The organism is Rhodococcus sp. NPDC058505 (genome assembly GCF_042720095.1).
GTDB lineage: Bacteria > Actinomycetota > Actinomycetes > Mycobacteriales > Mycobacteriaceae > Rhodococcus_G.
Genome location: NZ_JBHXNB010000004.1, coordinates 108,121 through 127,731 on the forward strand (window position 1 = coordinate 108,121; position 19,611 = coordinate 127,731).

17 protein-coding genes are annotated in these 19,611 nt (G+C 71.3%); 8 read left to right on the forward strand and 9 right to left on the reverse strand.

All coding sequences use genetic code 11. The features are described 5' to 3' along the window. Position 1: 1 nt before the first annotated feature. Positions 2–997 carry a diiron oxygenase gene (locus ACFWPA_RS04745; protein WP_378569716.1) on the forward strand — a complete coding sequence of 332 codons (996 nt, stop codon included), beginning with the start codon at positions 2–4 and terminating at the stop codon, positions 995–997. Positions 998–1,032: 35 nt separating this feature from the next. Further along, entirely contained in the window at positions 1,033–2,802 is a 1,770-nt protein-coding gene (locus ACFWPA_RS04750) for an FAD-dependent oxidoreductase (protein ID WP_378569717.1), read from the forward strand. Positions 2,803–2,861: 59 nt separating this feature from the next. Here ACFWPA_RS04750 and ACFWPA_RS04755 read toward each other — a convergent pair whose 3' ends face one another. From ACFWPA_RS04755 to ACFWPA_RS04775, 5 genes are all read right to left on the reverse strand, one after another. Then, complete coding sequence (locus ACFWPA_RS04755; protein WP_378505886.1) at positions 2,862–3,488, reverse strand: DUF305 domain-containing protein; 627 nt, start codon at positions 3,486–3,488, stop codon at positions 2,862–2,864. 68 nt (positions 3,489–3,556) lie between these two features. Continuing rightward, positions 3,557–3,946, reverse strand: coding sequence for a DUF6153 family protein (locus tag ACFWPA_RS04760; RefSeq protein ID WP_378569718.1), 390 nt, complete (start codon positions 3,944–3,946; stop codon positions 3,557–3,559). Between the two features lie 8 nt (positions 3,947–3,954). Beyond that, complete coding sequence (locus ACFWPA_RS04765) at positions 3,955–4,644, reverse strand: hypothetical protein (protein WP_378505888.1); 690 nt, start codon at positions 4,642–4,644, stop codon at positions 3,955–3,957. 122 nt (positions 4,645–4,766) lie between these two features. Continuing rightward, positions 4,767–5,777 (reverse strand): glutathione S-transferase family protein, encoded by a 1,011-nt coding sequence (locus ACFWPA_RS04770; RefSeq protein WP_378505889.1) that lies wholly within the window; start codon positions 5,775–5,777, stop codon positions 4,767–4,769. 4 nt (positions 5,778–5,781) lie between these two features. Then, positions 5,782–6,465 carry a GNAT family N-acetyltransferase gene (locus ACFWPA_RS04775; RefSeq protein ID WP_378569719.1) on the reverse strand — a complete coding sequence of 228 codons (684 nt, stop codon included), beginning with the start codon at positions 6,463–6,465 and terminating at the stop codon, positions 5,782–5,784. 161 nt (positions 6,466–6,626) lie between these two features. Between ACFWPA_RS04775 and ACFWPA_RS04780 the strand changes: the two genes are divergently transcribed. Together ACFWPA_RS04780 and ACFWPA_RS04785 are read left to right on the forward strand one after the other, a co-directional pair. Then, a complete protein-coding gene (locus ACFWPA_RS04780) occupies positions 6,627–8,048 on the forward strand; it encodes a DHA2 family efflux MFS transporter permease subunit (RefSeq protein WP_378506050.1) in 1,422 nt (473 codons plus the stop codon). Positions 8,049–8,052: 4 nt separating this feature from the next. Next, positions 8,053–9,042 carry an adenosine deaminase gene (locus ACFWPA_RS04785; protein ID WP_378569720.1) on the forward strand — a complete coding sequence of 330 codons (990 nt, stop codon included), beginning with the start codon at positions 8,053–8,055 and terminating at the stop codon, positions 9,040–9,042. Positions 9,043–9,048: 6 nt separating this feature from the next. Here the strand turns inward: ACFWPA_RS04785 and ACFWPA_RS04790 are convergent, their stop codons facing one another. Next, complete coding sequence (locus tag ACFWPA_RS04790) at positions 9,049–10,362, reverse strand: D-arabinono-1,4-lactone oxidase (protein WP_378569721.1); 1,314 nt, start codon at positions 10,360–10,362, stop codon at positions 9,049–9,051. A 77-nt stretch (positions 10,363–10,439) separates the two neighbouring features. On the opposite strand from ACFWPA_RS04790, the gene ACFWPA_RS04795 reads away from it, so the two are divergent. Both ACFWPA_RS04795 and ACFWPA_RS04800 read left to right on the forward strand, forming a co-directional pair. Then, positions 10,440–11,081, forward strand: coding sequence for a TetR/AcrR family transcriptional regulator (locus tag ACFWPA_RS04795; RefSeq protein WP_378505893.1), 642 nt, complete (start codon positions 10,440–10,442; stop codon positions 11,079–11,081). A 94-nt stretch (positions 11,082–11,175) separates the two neighbouring features. Next, positions 11,176–12,351, forward strand: a complete 1,176-nt coding sequence (locus ACFWPA_RS04800; RefSeq protein ID WP_378569778.1) for an amino acid deaminase/aldolase — start codon at positions 11,176–11,178, stop codon at positions 12,349–12,351. On the opposite strand, the gene ACFWPA_RS04805 is transcribed toward ACFWPA_RS04800, so the two are convergent. Further along, complete coding sequence (locus ACFWPA_RS04805; protein ID WP_378569722.1) at positions 12,336–15,812, reverse strand: TM0106 family RecB-like putative nuclease; 3,477 nt, start codon at positions 15,810–15,812, stop codon at positions 12,336–12,338. The two genes, ACFWPA_RS04800 and ACFWPA_RS04805, sit on opposite strands and share 16 nt — an antisense overlap. Before the next feature lie 39 nt (positions 15,813–15,851). On the opposite strand from ACFWPA_RS04805, the gene ACFWPA_RS04810 reads away from it, so the two are divergent. Then, positions 15,852–16,472 (forward strand): alpha/beta hydrolase, encoded by a 621-nt coding sequence (locus tag ACFWPA_RS04810; RefSeq protein ID WP_378569779.1) that lies wholly within the window; start codon positions 15,852–15,854, stop codon positions 16,470–16,472. Then, positions 16,469–17,218 (forward strand): maleylpyruvate isomerase N-terminal domain-containing protein, encoded by a 750-nt coding sequence (locus ACFWPA_RS04815; RefSeq protein WP_378569723.1) that lies wholly within the window; start codon positions 16,469–16,471, stop codon positions 17,216–17,218. Before ACFWPA_RS04810 ends, ACFWPA_RS04815 begins: the two co-directional genes overlap by 4 nt. Here ACFWPA_RS04815 and ACFWPA_RS04820 read toward each other — a convergent pair. Both ACFWPA_RS04820 and ACFWPA_RS04825 read right to left on the reverse strand, forming a co-directional pair. Continuing rightward, a complete protein-coding gene (locus ACFWPA_RS04820; RefSeq protein ID WP_378505896.1) occupies positions 17,215–17,664 on the reverse strand; it encodes a hypothetical protein in 450 nt (149 codons plus the stop codon). The two genes, ACFWPA_RS04815 and ACFWPA_RS04820, sit on opposite strands and share 4 nt — an antisense overlap. 126 nt (positions 17,665–17,790) lie before the next feature. Continuing rightward, the gene (locus ACFWPA_RS04825) at positions 17,791–19,578 is read right to left on the reverse strand and encodes an AMP-dependent synthetase/ligase (RefSeq protein ID WP_378505897.1); all 1,788 of its coding nucleotides are present in this window, start codon (positions 19,576–19,578) and stop codon (positions 17,791–17,793) included. Between the last annotated feature and the right edge of the window lie 33 nt (positions 19,579–19,611).

Here is a 19,611-nt window from a genome sequence, read left to right on the forward strand (position 1 = left end):
GATGACACTGTCGACGACACGGGACGACCAGGCCGCCGCGGCTGCCGACGACTACGACGACGTCCTGCGGCAGCTGTCCGAGGCGTCGGTGCACAAGCACTTTGACCCGTACGTCGACATTGATTGGGACTCCCCGGAGTTCGCCGTCGTCCCCGACGACGACCGCTGGATCCTCAACCCGGAGGATGACCCGCTCGGCGCGCACCCCTGGTACCAGGCGCAGTCGCGGGAGAAGCAGATCGAGATCGGGATGTGGCGCCAGGCCAACGTCGCGAAGGTCGGCCTGCAGTTCGAGAACATCCTGATCCGCGGCATGATGCAGTACGTCTTCTACCTGCCCAACGGGTCCGCCGAGTACCGGTACTGCACCCACGAGTGCATCGAGGAGGGCCACCACACCCTGATGTTTCAGGAGATGGTGAACCGGATCGGTGCCGACGCCCCGGGCATGGGCCCGGTGCTGCGCACCCTCTCCGCCTTCATCCCGCTCGCCGCGACCCCGCTGCCGGAACTCTTCTTCGTCGGCGTGCTCGCGGGTGAGGAGCCGATCGACCACCTGCAGAAGTCGTTCCTGCGCGGCGACAGCCCGATGCACCCGATCATGAAGTCCGTGATGGCGATCCACGTCGCCGAGGAGGCGCGGCACATCTCGTTCGCGCACCGGTTCTTGCGCCGCCGGGTGCCGATGATGTCCCGGGCGGGCCGGTTCGCGCTCTCGATCGCCACGCCGATCACAATGCGCATCCTGTGCGACGCGATCGTGATCCCGCCGAAGTCGTTCTGGCGGCGGTTCGACATCCCCAAGTCGGTGCGCAAGGAGCTGTTCTGGGACAGCCCGCAGTCGCAGCAGGCGCTGCGGAACTACTTCGGCGACGTGCGGATGCTCGCCAACGACGCTGGCCTGATGAACCGGGTGTCGAAGCGGGTGTGGAAGGCCTGCAAGATGGACGGCGACGCATCCCGGTACCGCAGCGAACCGCACCGCCGCGCCGCCTGAGGCCCCGCCGCACCACAGCAGATCGGATCGTCGCAATGCCCCATGTCGTCACCCAGTCCTGCTGCAGCGACGCCTCGTGCGTCTATGCCTGCCCGGTCAACTGCATCCATCCGACCCCGGACGAGCCCGACTTCCTTACCGCGGAGATGCTGCACATCGACCCGGCAGCCTGCGTCGACTGCGGCGCCTGCGTGTCGGCGTGCCCGGTCGACGCGATCGTTCCGCAGAAGAAGCTGACGCCTCCGCAGGTGCAGTACCTGCAGATCAACGCCGACTACTACAAGGAACCGCACGAAGAGCGGGCCAAGATCGGCGGCACCGAGACCCGGCCCGCGCTCGCCAAGGTCACCGCCGCCGCGCAGGTGCGCACGGACCGCGGGCCGCTGCGGGTCGCGATCGTCGGATCCGGGCCGGCCGCGATGTACGCGGCCGACGAACTGCTCACCCAGCCCGGCGTGACCGTCAATGTCTTCGACCGGCTCCCGGTGCCGCACGGGCTCGTTCGGGCCGGGGTGGCCCCGGACCATCAGAAGACCAAACAGGTCGGCAGGCTGTACGACGTGATCGCGCAGCAGTCGGGTTTTGAGTACCACCTGAATGTCGAGGTGGGGCAGCATATTTCGCACGACGAGCTGCTTGCCCATCACCATGCGGTCATCTACGCATCGGGTGCCTCCAGGGACCGCAGGCTCGGGATCGCGGGGGAGGACCTGCCGGGCAGCACCTCCGCGACCGACTTCGTCGCCTGGTACAACGGGCACCCCGATCACGCCGACGACGCGGTCGACCTGTCGCACCGCAGGGCGGTCGTGATCGGGAACGGCAACGTCGCGCTCGACGTCGCGCGGATCCTCACCGCGGACCCGGACACCCTCGCCGCGACCGACATTGCCCCGTACGCACTGGAGGCATTGCGCCGCAGCGCGATCGAGGAGGTCGTGATCCTTGCGCGCCGTGGGTTCGCGCAGTCGGCGTTCACCGTCCCCGAGTTCGCCGGGTTGCTCGATCTGCCCGACATCGACGTGCTGGTACAGCATCCCGGCATCGATCCGGAACTCGAGAGTTCCGCGGCCCGAGGCAAACTCGACCACGCCGTCGCGCAGAAGCTGCGCCTCCTCGACCGGATCACCGAGCCGCCGCCGGGACGCAGGCGGATCGTCTTCCGCTACCTCCTCGGCCCGACCGGCATCGTCGGGGACGAGCGGGTCACTGGCGTCGACGTCGCGCACAACACGTTCGACGACGGCGCGCTGGTGGCGACCGGTGAGACCGAACGGATCGACGCCGGACTGGTGCTCACCTCGATCGGATACCGGGGAACTCAGATCGCGGGCGTGCCGTTCGACGCCGGCCGGGGCGTCATCCCCAACGAGGCGGGACGGGTGCTCGACGCGCCCGGCGGGGACGTGCTGGCCGGGGTGTACGCGACCGGATGGATCAAGCGCGGACCGAGCGGCTTCATCGGCACCAACAAGTCCTGCGCGCAGGACACCGTCCGCGGTCTCGTCGACGACTTCAACGCCGGTCGACTCGGATCGCCGAGCCGCGGCAACGCCGAGCTGCGACACCTCGTCCGGGACAGGCAGCCCGCGGTGATCGACGCGGCGGGGTGGCGCGCGATCGACGCGGAGGAACTGCGCCGCGGCGCGGCGGCGGGCCGGGTCCGGGAAAAGATCAGCGACGAGTCCGAACTGCTCGCGATCGCCAGGGCGGCCGCCGCGCCGAGCGCAGCGTCGGGCGGGGGCATGCGGGCGGTGCTGCGGCGCAGGCAGGCACCCGCGCAGGCGGCGATCCTTCGCCCCTGACCCTGACCCTGCGACCACGGGCACCCGCCGCCGCCTCGGGCGACGGCGGGTGCCGCGCGCTAGCGCCCGAGCATCGCGGTCATCTGGTCGATCTCGGTCTGCTGCCCGGCAATGATCGCGGCGGCCAGCTCGCGGACCTCCGGGTTCTGCCCGTCGGCCTCGATCTGCTTCGACGACTCGACCGCGCCCTGATGGTGGGCGATCATCATCTCCAGCCACGCCCGGTCGAACTCGGCGCCGGTGGAATTCTCCAGCTGTGTCATCTGCTCGTCGGACATCATGCCGCCCATGTCGTCGCCGTGCATGGAGTGATCCATCTCCGCGCCCGTCATGGTCGGCGCGCCCCACGCGGCGAGCCACCCGGTCATCTGCTTGATCTCCGGGTCCTGCGCGGCCTCGATCTGCTCCGCCAGCGCCAGCAGCTGTGGGTTCTCGGTGCGGCCCTCCGCGAGCGCCGCCATCTCCACCGCCTGCTGGTGGTGCGGGATCATCATCTGCGTCCACGCCACGTCGGCGGCATTGTGCTCGGACGACATCTCGCCGGATTCCTGCGCCGACGTCGTCATCGAGCTCATCGAGTCCATCGAATGCCCGTCGGTGCCGTCGTCGGTCGAGCAGCCGGCGAGGACGAGGGCGGCGGCGGCCAGGGCGGCGACGAATCCTGCGGTGGTGGTGCGAGTAGTCATTTCGGTGCCTTTGCTCTTTCGTGAAGTGGTGAAGTCGGCCGGACTGCGCACGCGGCGCAGTGGCCCCGTCACACCCGAAGCAGGCAGAGGGACGCGAGTCGAACGGAGGTCGGTGCGGCGAACGGGGGGCCGCGGTCGAACCGGGCCGGGACGATGCGCCGTCGGTCACGGCCGCCGCCGGGGTCGGTGACGACACCGAACAGCGTCAGGGCGACGAGGAGGGCGATGCCCGCCGTCAGCACGGCAAGGCAGGTCGCGAGCATGTGCTGCCCACCGGAATGGCCGCCCCCACCGTCGCGATCGGGCGACCGGTCGCCGTCGTGCTCGACGGCGGCGGCCGGGGCGGCGTGCGCAGGCGCCGAGGCTGCGACGTGATGCATGGCAAGGAGGCCGAGGACAACGGCGAGCAGCAGGACCGCGCGACGCGGTCCGGTGCCGAGCGTTGAGGTCCGGGCCATGTGCCCGACTATACCTCCTGGGGGTAGTGCTCCGCGGTGATCGACCACTGCGCGGGGGCCGGACCGAACGCGTCCCTGGCGTTCGCGATCACGCCCTTGCCGATCGTGCGGTTGCCCGCGCTGCCGATCACCGCTCCGACGCCCGCGGGCACCAGCTTGCCAAGGATGAGTGCGCTGCGCTTGGCGGCGTACTTCGTGACGAACGTGCGGAGCAGGGTCTGGTTCATCCCCGTCACGGTCCCGGTCGGCAGCTTCCCGGACAGCAGCAGGCCCCAGTTCTTGGTGGTCGCCCCGACCGCCTTCTCGACGATCTCCATGCCCGCCGCCCCCAGCGCGACGGACAGCACCAGCGCGCGGCGCCGTTCGTGGTCGACGACCGGGATGCCGTGCACCGACGCCACCGCCAGCGTGAACAGCGCGCTGGCCTCGAGGAAGAAGGCGGTTTCCGCGCCGACCGCCGCGATCGACCCCGCGGTGCCGATCCCGGGGACCGCGGCGGCGGCCCCGACCGCGCCGCCGCTGCCGGTGACCGCGGTCAGGAACATGCGCTCGAGTCGCGCGACGATCTGCTCGGGGGTCTCGTCCGGGTGGGCGCGCCGGACCCGGGACACATAGGTCTCGACGGCCGGTCCCTGCAGGCGGGTGCCGTTGTCGAGCAGCGAGGCGATGGCCCGCTCCACTCGTCCGGTGATGTTCATCGGTGCATCCTCCTGCCCGGACCGCGCGTTCGGCGGCCGAACACCCTCCCAACGTTCCGCCCGCCCCGATTGTTCCGATGACGCGTGCCTCACGGGGCGACCGGTGCCCGGCCCTGGCTGACCTAGGGAACCAGCTCGGCGGGCTTCGGCGGGGGTGGGGGAGTGCCGTCCCCGAACGGCCTGCCGCCCAGCGCGTCCCGTCCGTGTGGCGTGGTCCAACCGGACAGGTCCGGTCCCTTCGGGACGATCCGGGTCGGGTTGATGTCGGTGTGCACCAGGTAGTAGTGCTCCTTGATTTGCGTGAAGTCGACCGTGTCGCCGAATCCGGGCGTCTGGAACAGGTCCCGTGCGTACGCCCAGAGCACGTCCATCTCGGCGAGTGTGGTGCGGTTGCATTTGAAATGCCCGTGGTAGACGGCGTCGAACCGGACCAGCGTCGTGAACAGGCGCACATCCGCCTCGGTGATCGTGTCGCCGACCAGGAAGCGCTGCGTGGCCAGGCGCTCGCTCAACCAGTCCAGCCGCGCGAACAGTCGGTCGTACGCGGCCTCGTAGGCGTCCTGGGAACCGGCGAATCCACACCGGTAGACGCCATTGTTGACGTCCCGGAAGACCAGGTCCGCGACCTCGTCGATCTCGGGGCGCAGCGGCTCCGGGTACAGGTCGGGGGCGCCGTCGCGGTGGTACGCCGTCCATTCGGTGGACAGGTCGAGCGTGATCTGCGGGTAGTTGTTGGTGACGACCTGCCCGGTCGGCACGTCCACGATCGCCGGGACGGTGATGCCGCGCGGATAGTGCGGGTCGCGCGCGAGGTAGGCGTCGCGCAGTCGGGGGATCCCCAGCACCGGGTCGACGCCACCCGGGTCGAGGTCGAAGGTCCAGCTGCGCTCGTCGTGGGTGGGGCCGCACAGGCCCATCGACAGGGCGTCCTCGAGGCCGAGCAGGCGCCGGACGATGATCGCCCGGTTCGCCCACGGGCAGGCCCGCGCGACGACCAGCCGGTACCGTCCCGGCTCGACCGGAAAGCCGTCCCTGCCGTCGGCGGTGATCCGGGTCTCGATGTACCGGGTGTCGCGGACGAATTCGCGTCCCGGTTCGACATAGCTAGCGGCCGTGCCGTTCTCGTCGCTCACCTCTTCACGGTAGCGCCACCTCGGTGACCGAGCCGAGTTCCTCGTAGCCGAGTCGTGCGGCCAGCCCGCGGGAGGCGAGGTCCTCCGGGTGGCTGCGCCACTCCGGGATCATGCCCTCGTCCATCGCGTCGTTGGTGCACAGCCTGCCGACCGTCGTTCCGTTGCCCCGGCGGCGGGCCTCCGGAACGGTCAGCACCCCGAGCCGGGCGATGATCCCCTGCCATTCGGAGTAGCCGGCGCAGGAGAGCGGCCGCGCGTCCTCGTCGAGGAGCGTGAACCAGTTGCGTCGGGCGGTGAGGTCGGCCTCGGCGACGTCGTCCGGCGGGCACAGCGCCTGCAAGGCGAGCACGTGGGGGAGGACGTGGGAGATGAGGGGGCTCGCCACGTTGATGTCGCCCACCTCGGACGCGTAGGCCAGCAGGCGGGGGCCGGTGCACCGCCCGCCGTGGTCCCTGGTCAGGTCGCCGAGGGTCGACCGGGACGCCAGAGCGTCGTCGTCGAGCGCCGCCGCGCGGTCGAGGAACCAGGGCGGCCCGACGAGCGCGCTCGCGCCGGCGAACCGCAGAAACCGGACCGTGTCGGTGGCCGGTCGTATCGTTCGGGAACCGGCAACGCGCAGCGCGTCGTCCGGCAGGCCGAGCTCTCGCGACCAGGCGAGGGCGACAATGTCGAGTTGGTGCGAGTCCACCCCGTGACGCTATCGGGTCGCGGGATCGGTGGCCTTGCCCCGCTCACACCCGCTCCGTATATTTCAGGCTCGAGGCAAGGGGCTCACCCGTGATCGTCACCAACCAACCCGTCGAGATCCGGCAGTGGCCCGCGCTCTGGGCGCTGTGCCTGGGTTTCTTCATGATCCTGGTCGACTCCACGATCGTGGCGGTCGCGAACCCGGCGATCATGGAGCACCTCGGCGCGGACATCAACAGCGTGGTGTGGGTGACCAGCGCCTACCTGCTCGCGTACGCGGTTCCGCTGCTGATCACCGGCAGGCTCGGCGACCGATTCGGTCCGAAACGCCTGTACCTGCTCGGTTTGACCCTGTTCACCGCGGCCTCGCTGTGGTGCGGCCTGTCCGGCAGCATCGAGATGCTGATCGTGGCGCGCGTCGTTCAGGGCTTCGGTGCCGCGTTGATGACGCCGCAGACGATGGCGGTGATCACCCGGATCTTCCCGCCGGACAAGCGGGGCACCGCGATGGGACTGTGGGGTGCCGTCGCCGGCGTCGCGACGCTGGTCGGGCCGCTGGCGGGCGGCGTGCTCGTCGACGGGCTCGGATGGCAGTGGATCTTCATCGTCAACGTTCCGGTCGGCGTGATCGCCTTCCTCGCCGCGATGCGGTACGTCCCGACCCTCGAGACCCACGAGCACCGGTTCGACCTGCCCGGCGTGGTCCTCAGCGCCGCAGGCATGTTCTTGCTGGTGTTCGGGTTGCAGGAGGGCAACACCTACGACTGGTCCGTGCGGATCTGGTTGATGATCGCGGCCGGTGTGCTGCTGCTCGGCGTGTTCGTCTGGAACCAGTCCCGCAACCGGGACGAGCCGCTGCTGCCCCTCGAGCTGTTCCGCGACCGCAACTTCTCCCTCGCCAACATTGCGATCACCTCGATGGGCTTCGCGATCACCGCGATGGTGTTGCCGCTGATGTTCTACGCGCAGGGGGTGCGGGGGCTGTCGCCGACCGGGTCGGCCCTGCTCATGGTGCCGATGGCGGTGCTGACCGGTGTCCTCGCCCCGAACGTCGGCAAGCTCGTCGACCGGGCGCACCCGCGGTACATCGCCGCCCCCGGCTTCCTGATGCTGGCGGTCTCGTTCGGCTGGCTGGCGCTGGTGATGACGCCCGAGGTCGCGATCTGGGAACTGTTGCTGCCGATCGCGCTGATGGGTGTGGCGAACGCGTTCATCTGGTCACCGCTTGCCGCGACCGCGACCCGCAACCTGCCGCCGCAGCAGGCAGGCGCCGGTTCGGGGGTGTACAACACCACCCGGCAGGTCGGCGCGGTGCTCGGCAGCGCAGGCATCGGCGCCCTGATCACGGCCCGGCTGTCCGCCAATGGGGTGCCCTCCGCCGGTGCCGCCCACGAGGGCATGGCCAGCGCGATGCCCGACGTCGTCCGGGACGGGTTCAGCTCCGCGATGGGGCAGTCGATGCTGCTGCCCGCCGTGGTGCTGCTGGTCGGATTCGTTGCGTCGCTGTGCTTCTCGCGGCCACGCCGAGTCGAGGATGGCGCGGACGCGCCGCGCAGGGACGAGAGCAGCACTGTGGCAGGCTGACGGCATGACCGATCCCGCAACCGACACCCGGGCGACACCGCTGGCCGAGCTGCACATGCACATCGAGGGCGCGCTCGAGCCGGAGCTGATCTTCGAACTCGCGCAGCGCAATCGGATTGACCTGCCGTACGCCGACCTCGACGACCTGCGATCCCGGTACGAGTTCACCGACCTGCAGTCGTTCCTCGACCTGTACTTCGCGAACATGACGGTGCTGCGCACCGCGCAGGACTTCGCCGACCTCGCCAGGTCGTACCTGGCGCGAGCGGCCGCGGCGGGGGTGCGGCACGCCGAGATCTTCTTCAATCCGCAGGCGCACACCGCCCGGGGCGTCCCGCTGCGGGAGGTCCTCGAAGGGTTGGGGGATGCGCTGGCGGGCAGCGAGGCCGAGCACGGCGTGAGCACCGGGTTGATTGCGGGCATCCTCCGGGACCGCCCCGTCCCGGAGGCGGACGCGCTGCTGACCGACCTGGTCGGGTCGGGGGCCCCGCTGCTCGGGATCGGCCTCGACTCCGCGGAGGTCGGGTATCCGCCGTCGCTGTTCGTTGACGTGTTCGGGCGGGCCCGCGCCGCCGGGCTGCACGTCGTCGCACACGCGGGCGAGGAGGGCCCTCCCGACTACATCCGGCAGGCCCTCGACCTGCTCGGCGTCGAACGGATCGACCACGGTATCCGCTGCGTCGAGGACGACGACCTGGTCGACCGGTTGGTGCGTGACCGGGTTCCGCTGACCCTGTGTCCGCTGTCGAACGTCCGGCTGCGGGTGGTCGACCGGCTCGCCGACCACCCGATCCGCCGGATGCTCGCGCGGGGGCTGCATGTCACCGTCAACTCCGACGATCCCGCGTACTTCGGTGGCTACGTCGACGACAACCTGGCCCGGCTCCGCGCCGACGTCGGACTCACCGACGCGGAGCGGGAGCGGCTGGCGCGCAACTCGATCGAGGCGTCCTTCGCGAGCCTCGCCAGGAAGGCGGAGTTGCTCGGCGGCTGACGCGGGCTATCCGAGCACCTGCCGGAGATAGTCGTTGTCGAAGCGGCGCTCCGGGTCGTACTTGTCGCGGGCCGAGCGGAACTCGTCGAAGTGCGGATAGCTGGGCCGCAGGTCGTCCGCGGTCCGCGAGTGCATCTTTCCCCAGTGTGGACGGCCGTCGACCGCCTTCGCGATGGCCTCGACGGCGTCGAAGTACTCACGGTGGTCGCGGCGATGGTACTGGTGCACTGCCACGTAGGCGGTATCCCGGCCGGACGCGGTGGAGAGCCAGATGTCGTCGGCGGCGGCGAAGCGCACCTCGACGGGGAAGGCGACGGTGAACCCGGAGTCGTTGATCCAGCGGTCGATCTCGCGGAGGGTCTCGGGGAGCGCGGCGGCGGGCACCGCGTACTCCATCTCCCGGAACCGCACCCGCCGCGACGACGCGAAGACCTGGTAGCTGCGGTCGACGTACTCGCGGGCGCTCAGCGCCTGTGCGGAGAGGTTGTTGATCCTGGGGATCGCGGCGGGGAACCGGGTGGCGACCCGGTTGACGCCCTCGAAGATCGTGTTCGAGATCAGTTCGTCGTCGATGTAGGCGCGCACCGCACCGACCGGCCGGGCCTGCGTGTCCGCGGGGAGTCGGGTGTTGTGCTTGGTCAGAACCCGGTCCGTGTGCGGGAACCAGTAGAACTCGAAATGGTCGACGCCGTGGACGTGGTCGTCGAGTCGAGCCATGGTGTCACCGAACCGGGCCGGCGCCTCGACGGCCCGCATCATGAATGCGTTCGCGCACTGCAGCGTCAGCGTCGCGATGACACCGACCGCGCCGAGACCGAGGCGGGCGGCGTGGAACAGTTCGGGGTTCTCCTCGGCGGAGCAGTCGACGACCGCACCGTCCGCGAGCACGAGCTGAATGGCGCGGATCTGGGTGGCGAGACCGCCGAATTGGGCGCCGGTGCCGTGGGTGCCGGTGGAGATCGCCCCGGCGATGGACTGCGCGTCGATGTCCCCGAGGTTGATCATCGCCAGGCCGAGATCCCACAGCCTGGGATTGAGGTCGTGCAGCCGCGTGCCGGCGAGGACGGTCACCAGGGCGCCGGACTCCCCGGCCGGCACCACGGATTCGATCCCGCTCAGATTGTCCAGGCTGATCATCACGCCGTCGGTCACCGCGATCGGGGTGAACGAATGCCCGGCGCCGACGCACTTGACGTGCAGTCCTTCGTCCGCCGCCCGGGTGATCTCGGCGCTGAGCTCGGCAACGGACTTCGGCGTGGCGAACCGCCGGGGGTCGGCACCGGCGCTGCGCGCCCAGTTGTGCCACTTCTGTGAGTGCATCTGCACACTATTACCTGGACGTCCGTCCAGGTCAACACCTTGTATCCAATCAGGTTGGGACGTTTTAGGATCGTCGAATGCTGAATCGCCTTCCTGCGGACGAACGCCGCGCACAGCTGGTCGAATCGGCGATGGGGATCGCGGAACGAGGCGGCGTCAGCTCCGTCACGATCCGCGCCGTCGCGGAGGAAGCGGGTGTGTCGCTCGGTGTCGTGCACTACTGCTTTGAGAGCAAGGAGGCGCTCGTCGCGGCGATGGGCGAGGCCCTCGTCCTGCAGCTGAGCCAGGCCCTGCGGTACGCCTTCGGGCAGGCGCACACCGACGAGGCGCAGACCGGGGTGCGCGGACTGCGTGAGCTCCTGCACAGCGGCCTGTCCGCGATGTGGCCGATCGTCGAGGCCACCCCCGACCGGCAGCTGCTCACCTACGAGATCACCGCCTACGGTCTGCGGCAGCAGGCCGCCGGGGCCGAGCTGGCCGGTTCCATTGCCGCCAACCAGTACGCGACGATGGACGCCGAGGCGATCGAGTTCCTCGAGACCTCGGCCGCGCATGTCGGCATGCGCTGGACCGAGCCGGTGGCGCACATCGCCCGGTTCGCGCTCGCCGTCATCGACGGCATCGTGCTGCGCTGGCTGGTCGATCGGAACGGCGAGGCCGTGCTCGCCGAGCTCGACGATCTGGTGCAGATGGTCACCGGCAAGGCCGTCGAGATCTGACCGGTCCCGCCGCGGCGCCAGCCCCGAATCATGGACAGTTGTCCAAATGGGGTGATTGACTGGGCAGGTGACCGCGACCACCGATCGATCCGCCATGACACCCACCGGCACCGTCGCCCGGCTCGACGCGGCGACCCGCCCGCTCGATCCGCCGTTCGCCGCGGTGGACCTGGCCTCCCTCGACGCCAACGCCGCCGACCTGGTGCGGCGCGCGTCGGGCACCCCGATCCGGGTGGCAAGCAAGTCCGTCCGCACCCGTGCGGTCCTCGAACGCGCGTTGGGATCGGGGCTCACCGAGTCCGGCGGATTCCGCGGCATCATGTCCTACTCGCTGCGCGAGGCGATCTGGCTCGTCCGCGCGGGCGCCCGCGACGTGCTGATGGGGTATCCCACCGTCGACCGGGGTGCGCTGGCCGAGTTCGGTGCCGACTCGCTGCTGCGGGACTCGATCACCCTGATGATCGACGGAGCCGAGCACCTCGACGTCATCGCCGCCGCCGGCGCCACCGGGGCGCGGCTGTGCCTCGACGTCGACGCCTCGCTGCGGATCGGGCCGGTCCATCTCGGCGTCCGCCGCTCGCCGCTCCGCACCCCCGAGCAGGCCGCCGACCTCGCCCGCGCCGCAACGACCCGGGGCTGCGCGGTGGTCGGGGTCATGTTCTACGAGGCGCAGATAGCCGGGCTCCCGGACACCAGCGCCGCCGTGCGACTGGTTAAGAGGGCCTCCGCCACGGAACTGTCCACCCGGCGCGGTGCGGTCGTCGCCGCCGTCACCGCGGTGGCGGGCCGCCTCGAGATCGTCAACAGCGGCGGCACCGGCTCGCTTGAGGTCAGCTCCGCCGACCCGGCCGTCACCGAGGTCACCGCCGGGTCCGGCCTGTTCGTTCCGACCCTCTTCGACCGCTACCGGTCGTTCACCCCGCGTCCGGCGATGTTCTTCGCGCTGTCCACGGTGCGGCGGCCGAGCCCGAAGATCGCGACGCTGTTCTCTGGCGGCTACATCGCCTCCGGCCCCGCCGGGGCGTCTCGGGTGCCGACGCCGGTGTGGCCTGCCGGGCTGAGTCTGCTGCGCAACGAGGGCGCGGGCGAGGTGCAGACCCCGGTGACCGGACTCGCGGCGAGCGCGCTGCGGATCGGGGACCGGGTGTGGTTCCGGCACGCGAAGGCGGGCGAGCTGTGCGAGCGGTTCACCGACGTGCACCTCGTCGCCGCGGACGGCGCCGTCACCACGGTGCCCACCTACCGCGGCGAAGGTCAGTGCTTCGGCTGAACCAGGGCGGGCCCGGGATGGGTGCGGAGGAACGCGCCCAACTCGGTCAGCCCGTCCGGCGTTGACGGCAGGTAGTCGGTGAGCGCGGGGGAGCGGACGATCACCGCGCGCCACTTGCCCCGGGAGATGGCCACGTTCAACCGGTTCCGGGACAGCAGGAAGCCCATCCCGCGGGGCACATCCGCGGCCGACGACGCCGTCATCGACACGAACACCACGGCGGCCTCCCTGCCCTGGAACTTGTCGACGGTGCCGACGAGCACCTCGCCGAGGCCCGCCGCGGCGAGGTGCTCGCGGATCAGCGTCACCTGCGCGTTGTAGGGCGCGACGACGAGGACGTCGGCCTGCCCCAGCGGGCGCGGGGCCTCGCCCGCCGCGGTGGTCCACGGCGTGCCGATCAACGAGACGGCCGCCGCGGTGATCGCCGCCGCCTCCTCGGCGGACGCGGTCGAGTTCCCGACATGGTCGACGAACAGCGCCTCCACCCCCGGCTCCACGCCCGCGAGGTGCCGCCCGGTGGTGACCGACTCCTTCGCGTGCAGCCTGCCCTCGTACGACAGGTCCGACACCGCCGCGCACACCGCGGGGTGCATCCGCCAGGTGATGTCGAGGAAATACCCGAGTTCCGGTGGGAGCGCGCCGTGCCCGGCGGCCAGCCACCCCAGCGCGGAGGTGTCCACCGGCTCGGGGTGGATGCCCTGGCTGACCTGCGGAAGCTGCTGCGGGTCGCCGAGCAGCAGCAGGTTGCGTGCGGAGCGCCCAACCGCGACCGTGTTCGCAAGCGAGAACTGCCCGGCCTCGTCGACGACCAGCAGGTCGAGGCTGCCCGGCGGGACCCGGTGGGGGTGCGCGAAATCCCATGCGGTGCCGCCGATCACGCAGCCGCCCTCCGCGTTCTCGTCGAGGAAGGCGGGGAATCCGGACGGGTCGAGTTTGGTCCACTTCGGGTCGTCCGCGAGCCCCGACCCGGGCTTCTTCGCGACCCGGTCACCGGCGACCCCCGACCGCACGATGCCGTCGAGCATGTTCTCGACCACCGAATGCGACTGCGCGACCACCCCGACCCGCCACCCGTGCCGGGTGACCAGGTCCGCGACGACGGCGGCGCCGGTGTGCGTCTTCCCGGTCCCCGGCGGCCCCTGCACGGCCAGGTACGAGTCGTCGAGGTCGAGCAGCGCCCCGGTGATCGCCTGCGCCCGATGGTCGGGGTCGGCGGCGGGGAGCGGCGCCCCGGACCGGGTGCGGGGCGGGATGCGGCGCAGGATGTCCAGGGCCGCGGTGCCCGGCATCGTCGGCAGCGCGGCCGCGACCACGGCGGCCTGAGCGGCGATCGCGGCCTCGATGTTCTTGGTCGGCACCGGCCTGCCGGGTGCCAGCGCCATCGGCACGCTGTCGTGCGGGTCGGCACCCTGCAGTTCCTCGATGAGCACCACGTCGCGGGCGCGGCCGTCGCTGCCCGGGTCGGACGCGAGCGCGCGCACGGTGACGGTGACCGTCCCGCGGCTCGCCGCGTCCTCGCTGCCGATCCCGGTCGCCGCGTCGTACAGCGCGAACGGCTGATCGCCGACCCGGGCCGTCGAGCCGGACCCCCACCGGCCGACGAGCCGGACCGTGCGACGCTGTTTGCGTTGCCGCGGCGTGCTCGTGTGCCAGTCCTCGGTGACCGTCACGGTGTCGGCGACGAAGGCATCCGCGGTGTCGGCCCACTCGTCGACGGGGGCGGTGAGCCGCTCGAAGTGTGCCCACCAGTACGGCTTTCGTTCGCGGCGGTGGTAGCCGAGCGCCGCGGCAAGGAGCGCCGCCGCCTGCTGGTCCTTGCTCCGGTCGCCGGCCAGCGCCCCGCCGACGTGCGCCAGCAGCGCCGTCTCGTCCGCGCCGGGCTCTTCGACCGTGACGTCGACGGCCTGCTGCGCCGGGTGCGGCCGTACGCCCCGCTCGGCGGCAAGGCCGAGCAGCCAGTCCCGCAGGCGCAGCGTCGATAGGCAGTCGTACTCGTTGTAGTCCGCGATCCCGGCCAGCACCGCGGCCGCGGCGTCGTCACCGGCGTCCCGCAGCGCGCAGTACCGGCCGTACTCGACGATCGAGTCGGCGGCGTTGTCGACGCCGGTCCGGATCGAGTCGCCCATGTACAGCGGCTCCAGCTTCTTGATCGAGTAGGACGGGGCCCCGACCCGCAGCGCACCCCGCACCACCGGGCACAGGTCCACCAGGACGTTCTCGCGCAGCAGCGCGTCCACCGCGTCCTCCCCGACGCCGTGGCGACCGGCCAGGCGCAGCAGGGCGGTCTTCTCGTACGCCGAGTAGTGGTGAACGTGCATGTGCGGGAATCGTTTCCGGCGGTCGGTGAGGTAGTCCAGGAAGTCGAGCAGCGCCCGGCGCTCCCCGATCCGGTCGTGCGCCCAGAACGGCAGGAACGTGCCGTCGGACTCCACCACCCCGAACAGGTACTCCAGCCCCCAGTCGGTGGATCCGTCCTCCGCCCACAGCGGGTCGCCCTCGAAGTCGAAGAAGATGTCACCCGGGTCGGGGGCGGGGATCGCGGCGAGCGCGTCCGGGTCGGTGACCTCGACCGCAGGCGGACCGCCGGGTGGTGTGCGGAGTTGGACGGCGGCCTGCCCCCGCAGGGCGGCGAAGGTGCGCTCGCTCATCCCGGCGACCCGCTCGGTGGCGCCGGCGAGGGCGTCCACGGTGGTGAGGCCGCCGCGGATCAGGACGTCCCGCTGCGTCGAGCGCAGTCCCGCGACCAGGGTCAGGTCCCGGCTGCGTTCCACCTCCGGGCCGCAGTCGGCGCACCGCCCGCAGCCGCGGACCTCCCCCCACACCACCGCCGTTCCCCGGTCGCGGTGCTCGTCGAGCAGCCGCACCAGCGCGTCCCTGCGCTGCCGGAACACCGGAAGGATGTCGTCGAGCGGGTAGGACACCTCGGTGCCCTCGCCGAGGACCAGGCTCACCGTCGGTGCAGGCGGGACGCCGTCGGCGGCCAGTGCGTCCGCGTACGCGGCCACCTGCAGGAGGGCGGGCACCCTGGCGTGCCGGGACAGCTTGGTGTCGACGACCCGGTACCCGGCGTCGGTGCGCACCAGAAAGTCGCAGAAGCCGAGGAACCGGGCGGCGGGCGTCGCCTGCCGGAAGAAGGTGCCCTGGTAGATCACCTCGACACCCGCGCGGGCGGCATCGATCGTCGCCTTCGTCGCGCGGGCCAGGTCCTCGGCGTCGAGCCGCGGCCGCTCGATGGTGACGACACCGTCGCCGAACCGCTGCCGGTACTCGTCCAGCCTGCGGCGTTCGTGGGCGTCGCCGAGGGCGGTGGTCCGCTCGAGCATCGGATCCGACGGGCCCGCCGCGGGCCGGGCGCGATGCCCGAGGGTCACGTCGAGCTGCCGCAGCAGCGCGAACTCGCAGTCCGCCGCCCGCGTCAGGTCGCCCGCGCTGTGGACGAGGACGTCGTCGAGGAGGAACACGACTGCGACTATGGCAGACCGTCCCGACATAATCGGGTGGTGCCGTTCTTCACCGGGGCCTCCGGGCAGGTCCACCACCGTCGCTGGCCGTGCCCCGACCCCGTCGCCGCGCTGGTGTTCCTGCACGGCATGGGGCAGCACACGGGCCACTATCACCGGTTCGGGCGGGCCCTCGCCGCCGAGGGCATCGAGACCTGGGCACTCGACCACGTCGGGCACGGGCTCAGCGAGGGCGAACCCGGCCACCCCGGTTCGCTCGACGTGCTCGGGGCCAACGCGCTGCTACTCGCCGACCTCGCCGCACACGACCGACCCGGGCTGCCGCTCGCGGTCATGGGGCACTCGCTCGGGGCCGCCACCGCGATCGCCGCGCTCGGCGCCGCGCCGGACCGGTTCGGGGCCGTCGTGCTGTGCGGGCTTCCGCGCGCCGCCGCGGCCGATCCGGGCGCGGTCGGCGGGGTGCTGGCGCCGATCCTGGTGGTGCACGGCGTCGACGACCGGCTCGCCCCGATCGACGGTGCACGGGCGTGGTCGGCCGCCGTCCCGACCGCGGACCTCCGCGAGTACCAGGACGCGGGCCACGACCTGCTGCACGAACCGGTGCATCGGCGGGTCACCTCCGACGTCGCCGCGTTCCTCCGGGATAGCGTTCGGACATGACACCCGACGAGCATGTCGCCGTGCTGCGGGCCGAGGGCATGCGCCTGGCGGCGATGCCCCCGGACGCGCTGGGCGCCCCGGTCCCGACGGTGCCGGGGTGGACCCTGGAACGGGTGATCCGGCACACCGGGAAGGTGCACCGCTGGGTGACGGGCGTGCTCGCCGCCGGGCCGGGCGCCACCCTCGCCGGGTCCGCCGACGCCCCGCCGCTGCCGCACGGACCCGGCTGCCTGCCCGCCTACCGGGAGTCCCTCGATGCGCTGCTCGCCGAGCTGTCCGGCAGCGACGTCGACCGGGCCGCACCGACCCTGACCGGCCCGGGCACGGTCCGGTTCTGGGCGCGCAGGCAGGCGCACGAGGTGACGGTGCACCGGGTGGATGCAGCCGACGCGGTGCACGCCGCCGGTGGCCGGCCGCCCGCGCCGGTCGATCCGCGCTGCGCCGCGGACGGTGTCGACGAGTGGGCGCGGCTGATGCTGCCGCGGGCCGTCCCGCAGATTCCGAACACGTTGCACGGCAAGAGCGTTCACCTGCATGGCACCGACACCCCGGATGCGGAGCTGCTGCTCGCCTTCGGCGCCGACGGAGTCCGGGTGGAGGCCGGACACGGGAGGAGTACTGTGGCGATCCGCGGCACAGCGGAGGACCTGTTGCTCACGATGTGGCGCAGGCGCCCGCTTGCCGCACTGGAGATGGTCGGCGACGCCGACGTCGCGCGCCGGATGATCGACGCCGCCAGGATTTAGGCCCGGCCACCGCATCCCCACGCCAGCCCGGCCGCCCGCTGCGCCGCCGCAAGCGCCCCGGCGAGCGCCGCGTCGGTGAGGGCGGCGTCGTCGAGGTCGGGGCACGCGAGCACGGTGACCGGTCGGTCGCCCGCGCTCACCGTCGATGCCCCCGGCGCGTAGTCCGGACCGCTGAGCGACAGGACGGCCTGCATCGCGGTCCACGCGTCGGCGCCGAACGTCACCGCCGCCCGCACCCAGGGCCCCAGCTCGTTCCATCCGTCCGCCGGGTCGTCGACGATGCGGGCGCCGAACAGTTTCTGCCCGCTGGCCTCCCGGTCGCCGGGGAGCGCCGCGACCCCAGCCAGGTGCAGCGCGCGCAGGAGCCGCGGCTCGGCGACCGCGCCCGGACCAACAAGCAGCAGCTTGGGGAACCGATCACCGAAGCCAGGAACTGTCGTCGTCATACCCGCCATTGAACCCGATCCCGCTGAACCCAATCCGGCTGAACCCGAACCGCCGCGAACGGCAAATGGGCCGCCTCCCGCGGGAGACGGCCCATTCGGCGGCGCCGGGAACGTCCGCCGGTGACGTCAGGTGTAGATCGCCTCGATGGCGGTGCCGAACGTGTCGTGGATGACGTTGCGCTTGAGCTTGAGCGTCGGCGTCAGCTCCCCGGTCTCGATGGTGAAGTCCACGTCGAGGATGCGGTACTTCTTGATCTGCTCCGGGCTGGAGACCTTTTTGTTGCCCTCGGCGATCGCGGCGTCGACCTCGGCGACCAGGTCGGGGTGCTTGACCACCTCGGCGATCGGCAGGTCGGCGGCGACCCCGTTGCGCTCGCGCCAGCCGGGCAGCGCCTCCTGGTCGATCGTGATCAGCGCACCGATGAACGGCTTTGCGTCGCCGACGACGAGGCACTGGCTGATCAGCGGGTGCGCACGCAGGGCGTCCTCGAGGACCGCGGGGGCGACGTTCTTGCCGCCCGCGGTGACGATGATCTCCTTCTTGCGGCCGGTGATCGAGACGAAGCCGTCCTCGTCGATGGAGCCGAGGTCGCCGGTGTGGAACCAGCCGTCGCGGATCGAGTCGGCGGTTGCTGCGTCGTTGTGCCAGTACCCGCCGAACACGACCGGGCCCTTGAGCAGCAGCTCGCCGTCCTCGGCGATCTTCGCGGCGTGCCCGTTGAGCGGCTTGCCGACGGTGCCGACCCGCTGCGCGGTGGTGGTGTTCACGGTGACGGCCGCGCTGGTCTCGGTGAGGCCGTAGCCCTCGTAGACCGGGACGCCGATGCCCCGGAAGAAGTGGCCGAGGCGGGCGCCGAGCGCGGCGCCGCCGGACACGGCGCGGTCGCATTCGCCGCCGAGCGCGGCCCGCAGCTTGCCGTAGACCAGCTTGTCGAACAGGGCGTGCTTGAGCTTGAGTCCGAGGCCGGGCCCGCCGTTCTCGATGGCCTCGCTGTACGCGATCGCCGTCTCGGCGGCCTTGCCGAAGATCTTGCCCTTGCCGCCGTCCTCGGCCTTCTGCTTCGCCGAGTTGTAGACCTTCTCGAACACCCGCGGCACCGAGAGGATGAAGTTCGGCTTGAACACCGCGAACTGGTCGACCAGCGTGGTCAGGTCGGCGGTGTGGCCGACGGTGACCTTGTTGTCGAACGCGCCGAACGAGATCGCGCGGGCGAACACGTGGGCGAGCGGGAGGAACATCAGGGTGCTGCGGCCCTCGTACATCGCGTCGGCGAGGGCGATCTTCACGGCCTGCGACTCCGCGCTGAAGTTGCCGTGCGTGAGCTGCACGCCCTTGGGCCTGCCGGTGGTGCCGGAGGTGTAGATGAGGGTGGCGGGGGAGGAGGCCCCGACCTGCCCGCGGCGCTCATGCAGCGCCTCATCGGTGATCTCGGCGCCCCGGGCGGTGAGCTCGTCGAGCGCGCCCGCCTCGATCTGCAGCATCTCCCGCAACGCGGGCGCCGCCTCGGCGACATCCTTGACGGTGGCGGCGTGCTTGGCCGTCTCGACGACGAGCAGCGCGGTCGCCGAGTCCTCGAGGATCCACTGGGCCTGGTCGGCGGACGAGGTCTCGTAGATCGCGACGGTGCAGCCGCCCGCGGTCCAGATCGCGTAGTCGAGGACGACCCACTCGTAGCGGGTGGCGCACAGGATCGCGACCCGGTCGCCGAGCTCGATGCCGGACGCCATCAGCCCCTTGGCGACGGCCGTGACCTGGGCGGCGAACTCCGCCGCGCTGACATCGACCCAGGCGCCGCCGACGAGCTTCTTGAAGGGCACATGCTGCGGGCATTCCTTCTCGAAGCGGAACACCGTGTCTGCCATCGAGACGTCGTCCGGAACGGAAAACGACTGCGGAACTTCGAACTCTCGCACTTGGGGACCCTCCAGGACTACCGACACATACGG

Bases quoted from the DNA above. Each gene is read 5' to 3' on its own strand.
- ACFWPA_RS04815 (WP_378569723.1), top strand. From the start codon at position 16,469: ATGACACCCGACGAGCATGTCGCCGTGCTGCGGGCCGAGGGCATGCGC.
- ACFWPA_RS04820 (WP_378505896.1), bottom strand. From the start codon at position 17,664: ATGACGACGACAGTTCCTGGCTTCGGTGATCGGTTCCCCAAGCTGCTG.
- ACFWPA_RS04745 (WP_378569716.1), top strand. From the start codon at position 2: ATGACACTGTCGACGACACGGGACGACCAGGCCGCCGCGGCTGCCGAC.
- ACFWPA_RS04785 (WP_378569720.1), top strand. From the start codon at position 8,053: ATGACCGATCCCGCAACCGACACCCGGGCGACACCGCTGGCCGAGCTG.
- ACFWPA_RS04760 (WP_378569718.1), bottom strand. From the start codon at position 3,946: ATGGCCCGGACCTCAACGCTCGGCACCGGACCGCGTCGCGCGGTCCTG.
- ACFWPA_RS04800 (WP_378569778.1), top strand. From the start codon at position 11,176: ATGACACCCACCGGCACCGTCGCCCGGCTCGACGCGGCGACCCGCCCG.
- ACFWPA_RS04795 (WP_378505893.1), top strand. From the start codon at position 10,440: ATGCTGAATCGCCTTCCTGCGGACGAACGCCGCGCACAGCTGGTCGAA.
- ACFWPA_RS04750 (WP_378569717.1), top strand. From the start codon at position 1,033: ATGCCCCATGTCGTCACCCAGTCCTGCTGCAGCGACGCCTCGTGCGTC.
- ACFWPA_RS04755 (WP_378505886.1), bottom strand. From the start codon at position 3,488: ATGACTACTCGCACCACCACCGCAGGATTCGTCGCCGCCCTGGCCGCC.
- ACFWPA_RS04790 (WP_378569721.1), bottom strand. From the start codon at position 10,362: ATGCACTCACAGAAGTGGCACAACTGGGCGCGCAGCGCCGGTGCCGAC.
- ACFWPA_RS04765 (WP_378505888.1), bottom strand. From the start codon at position 4,644: ATGAACATCACCGGACGAGTGGAGCGGGCCATCGCCTCGCTGCTCGAC.
- ACFWPA_RS04780 (WP_378506050.1), top strand. From the start codon at position 6,627: ATGATCCTGGTCGACTCCACGATCGTGGCGGTCGCGAACCCGGCGATC.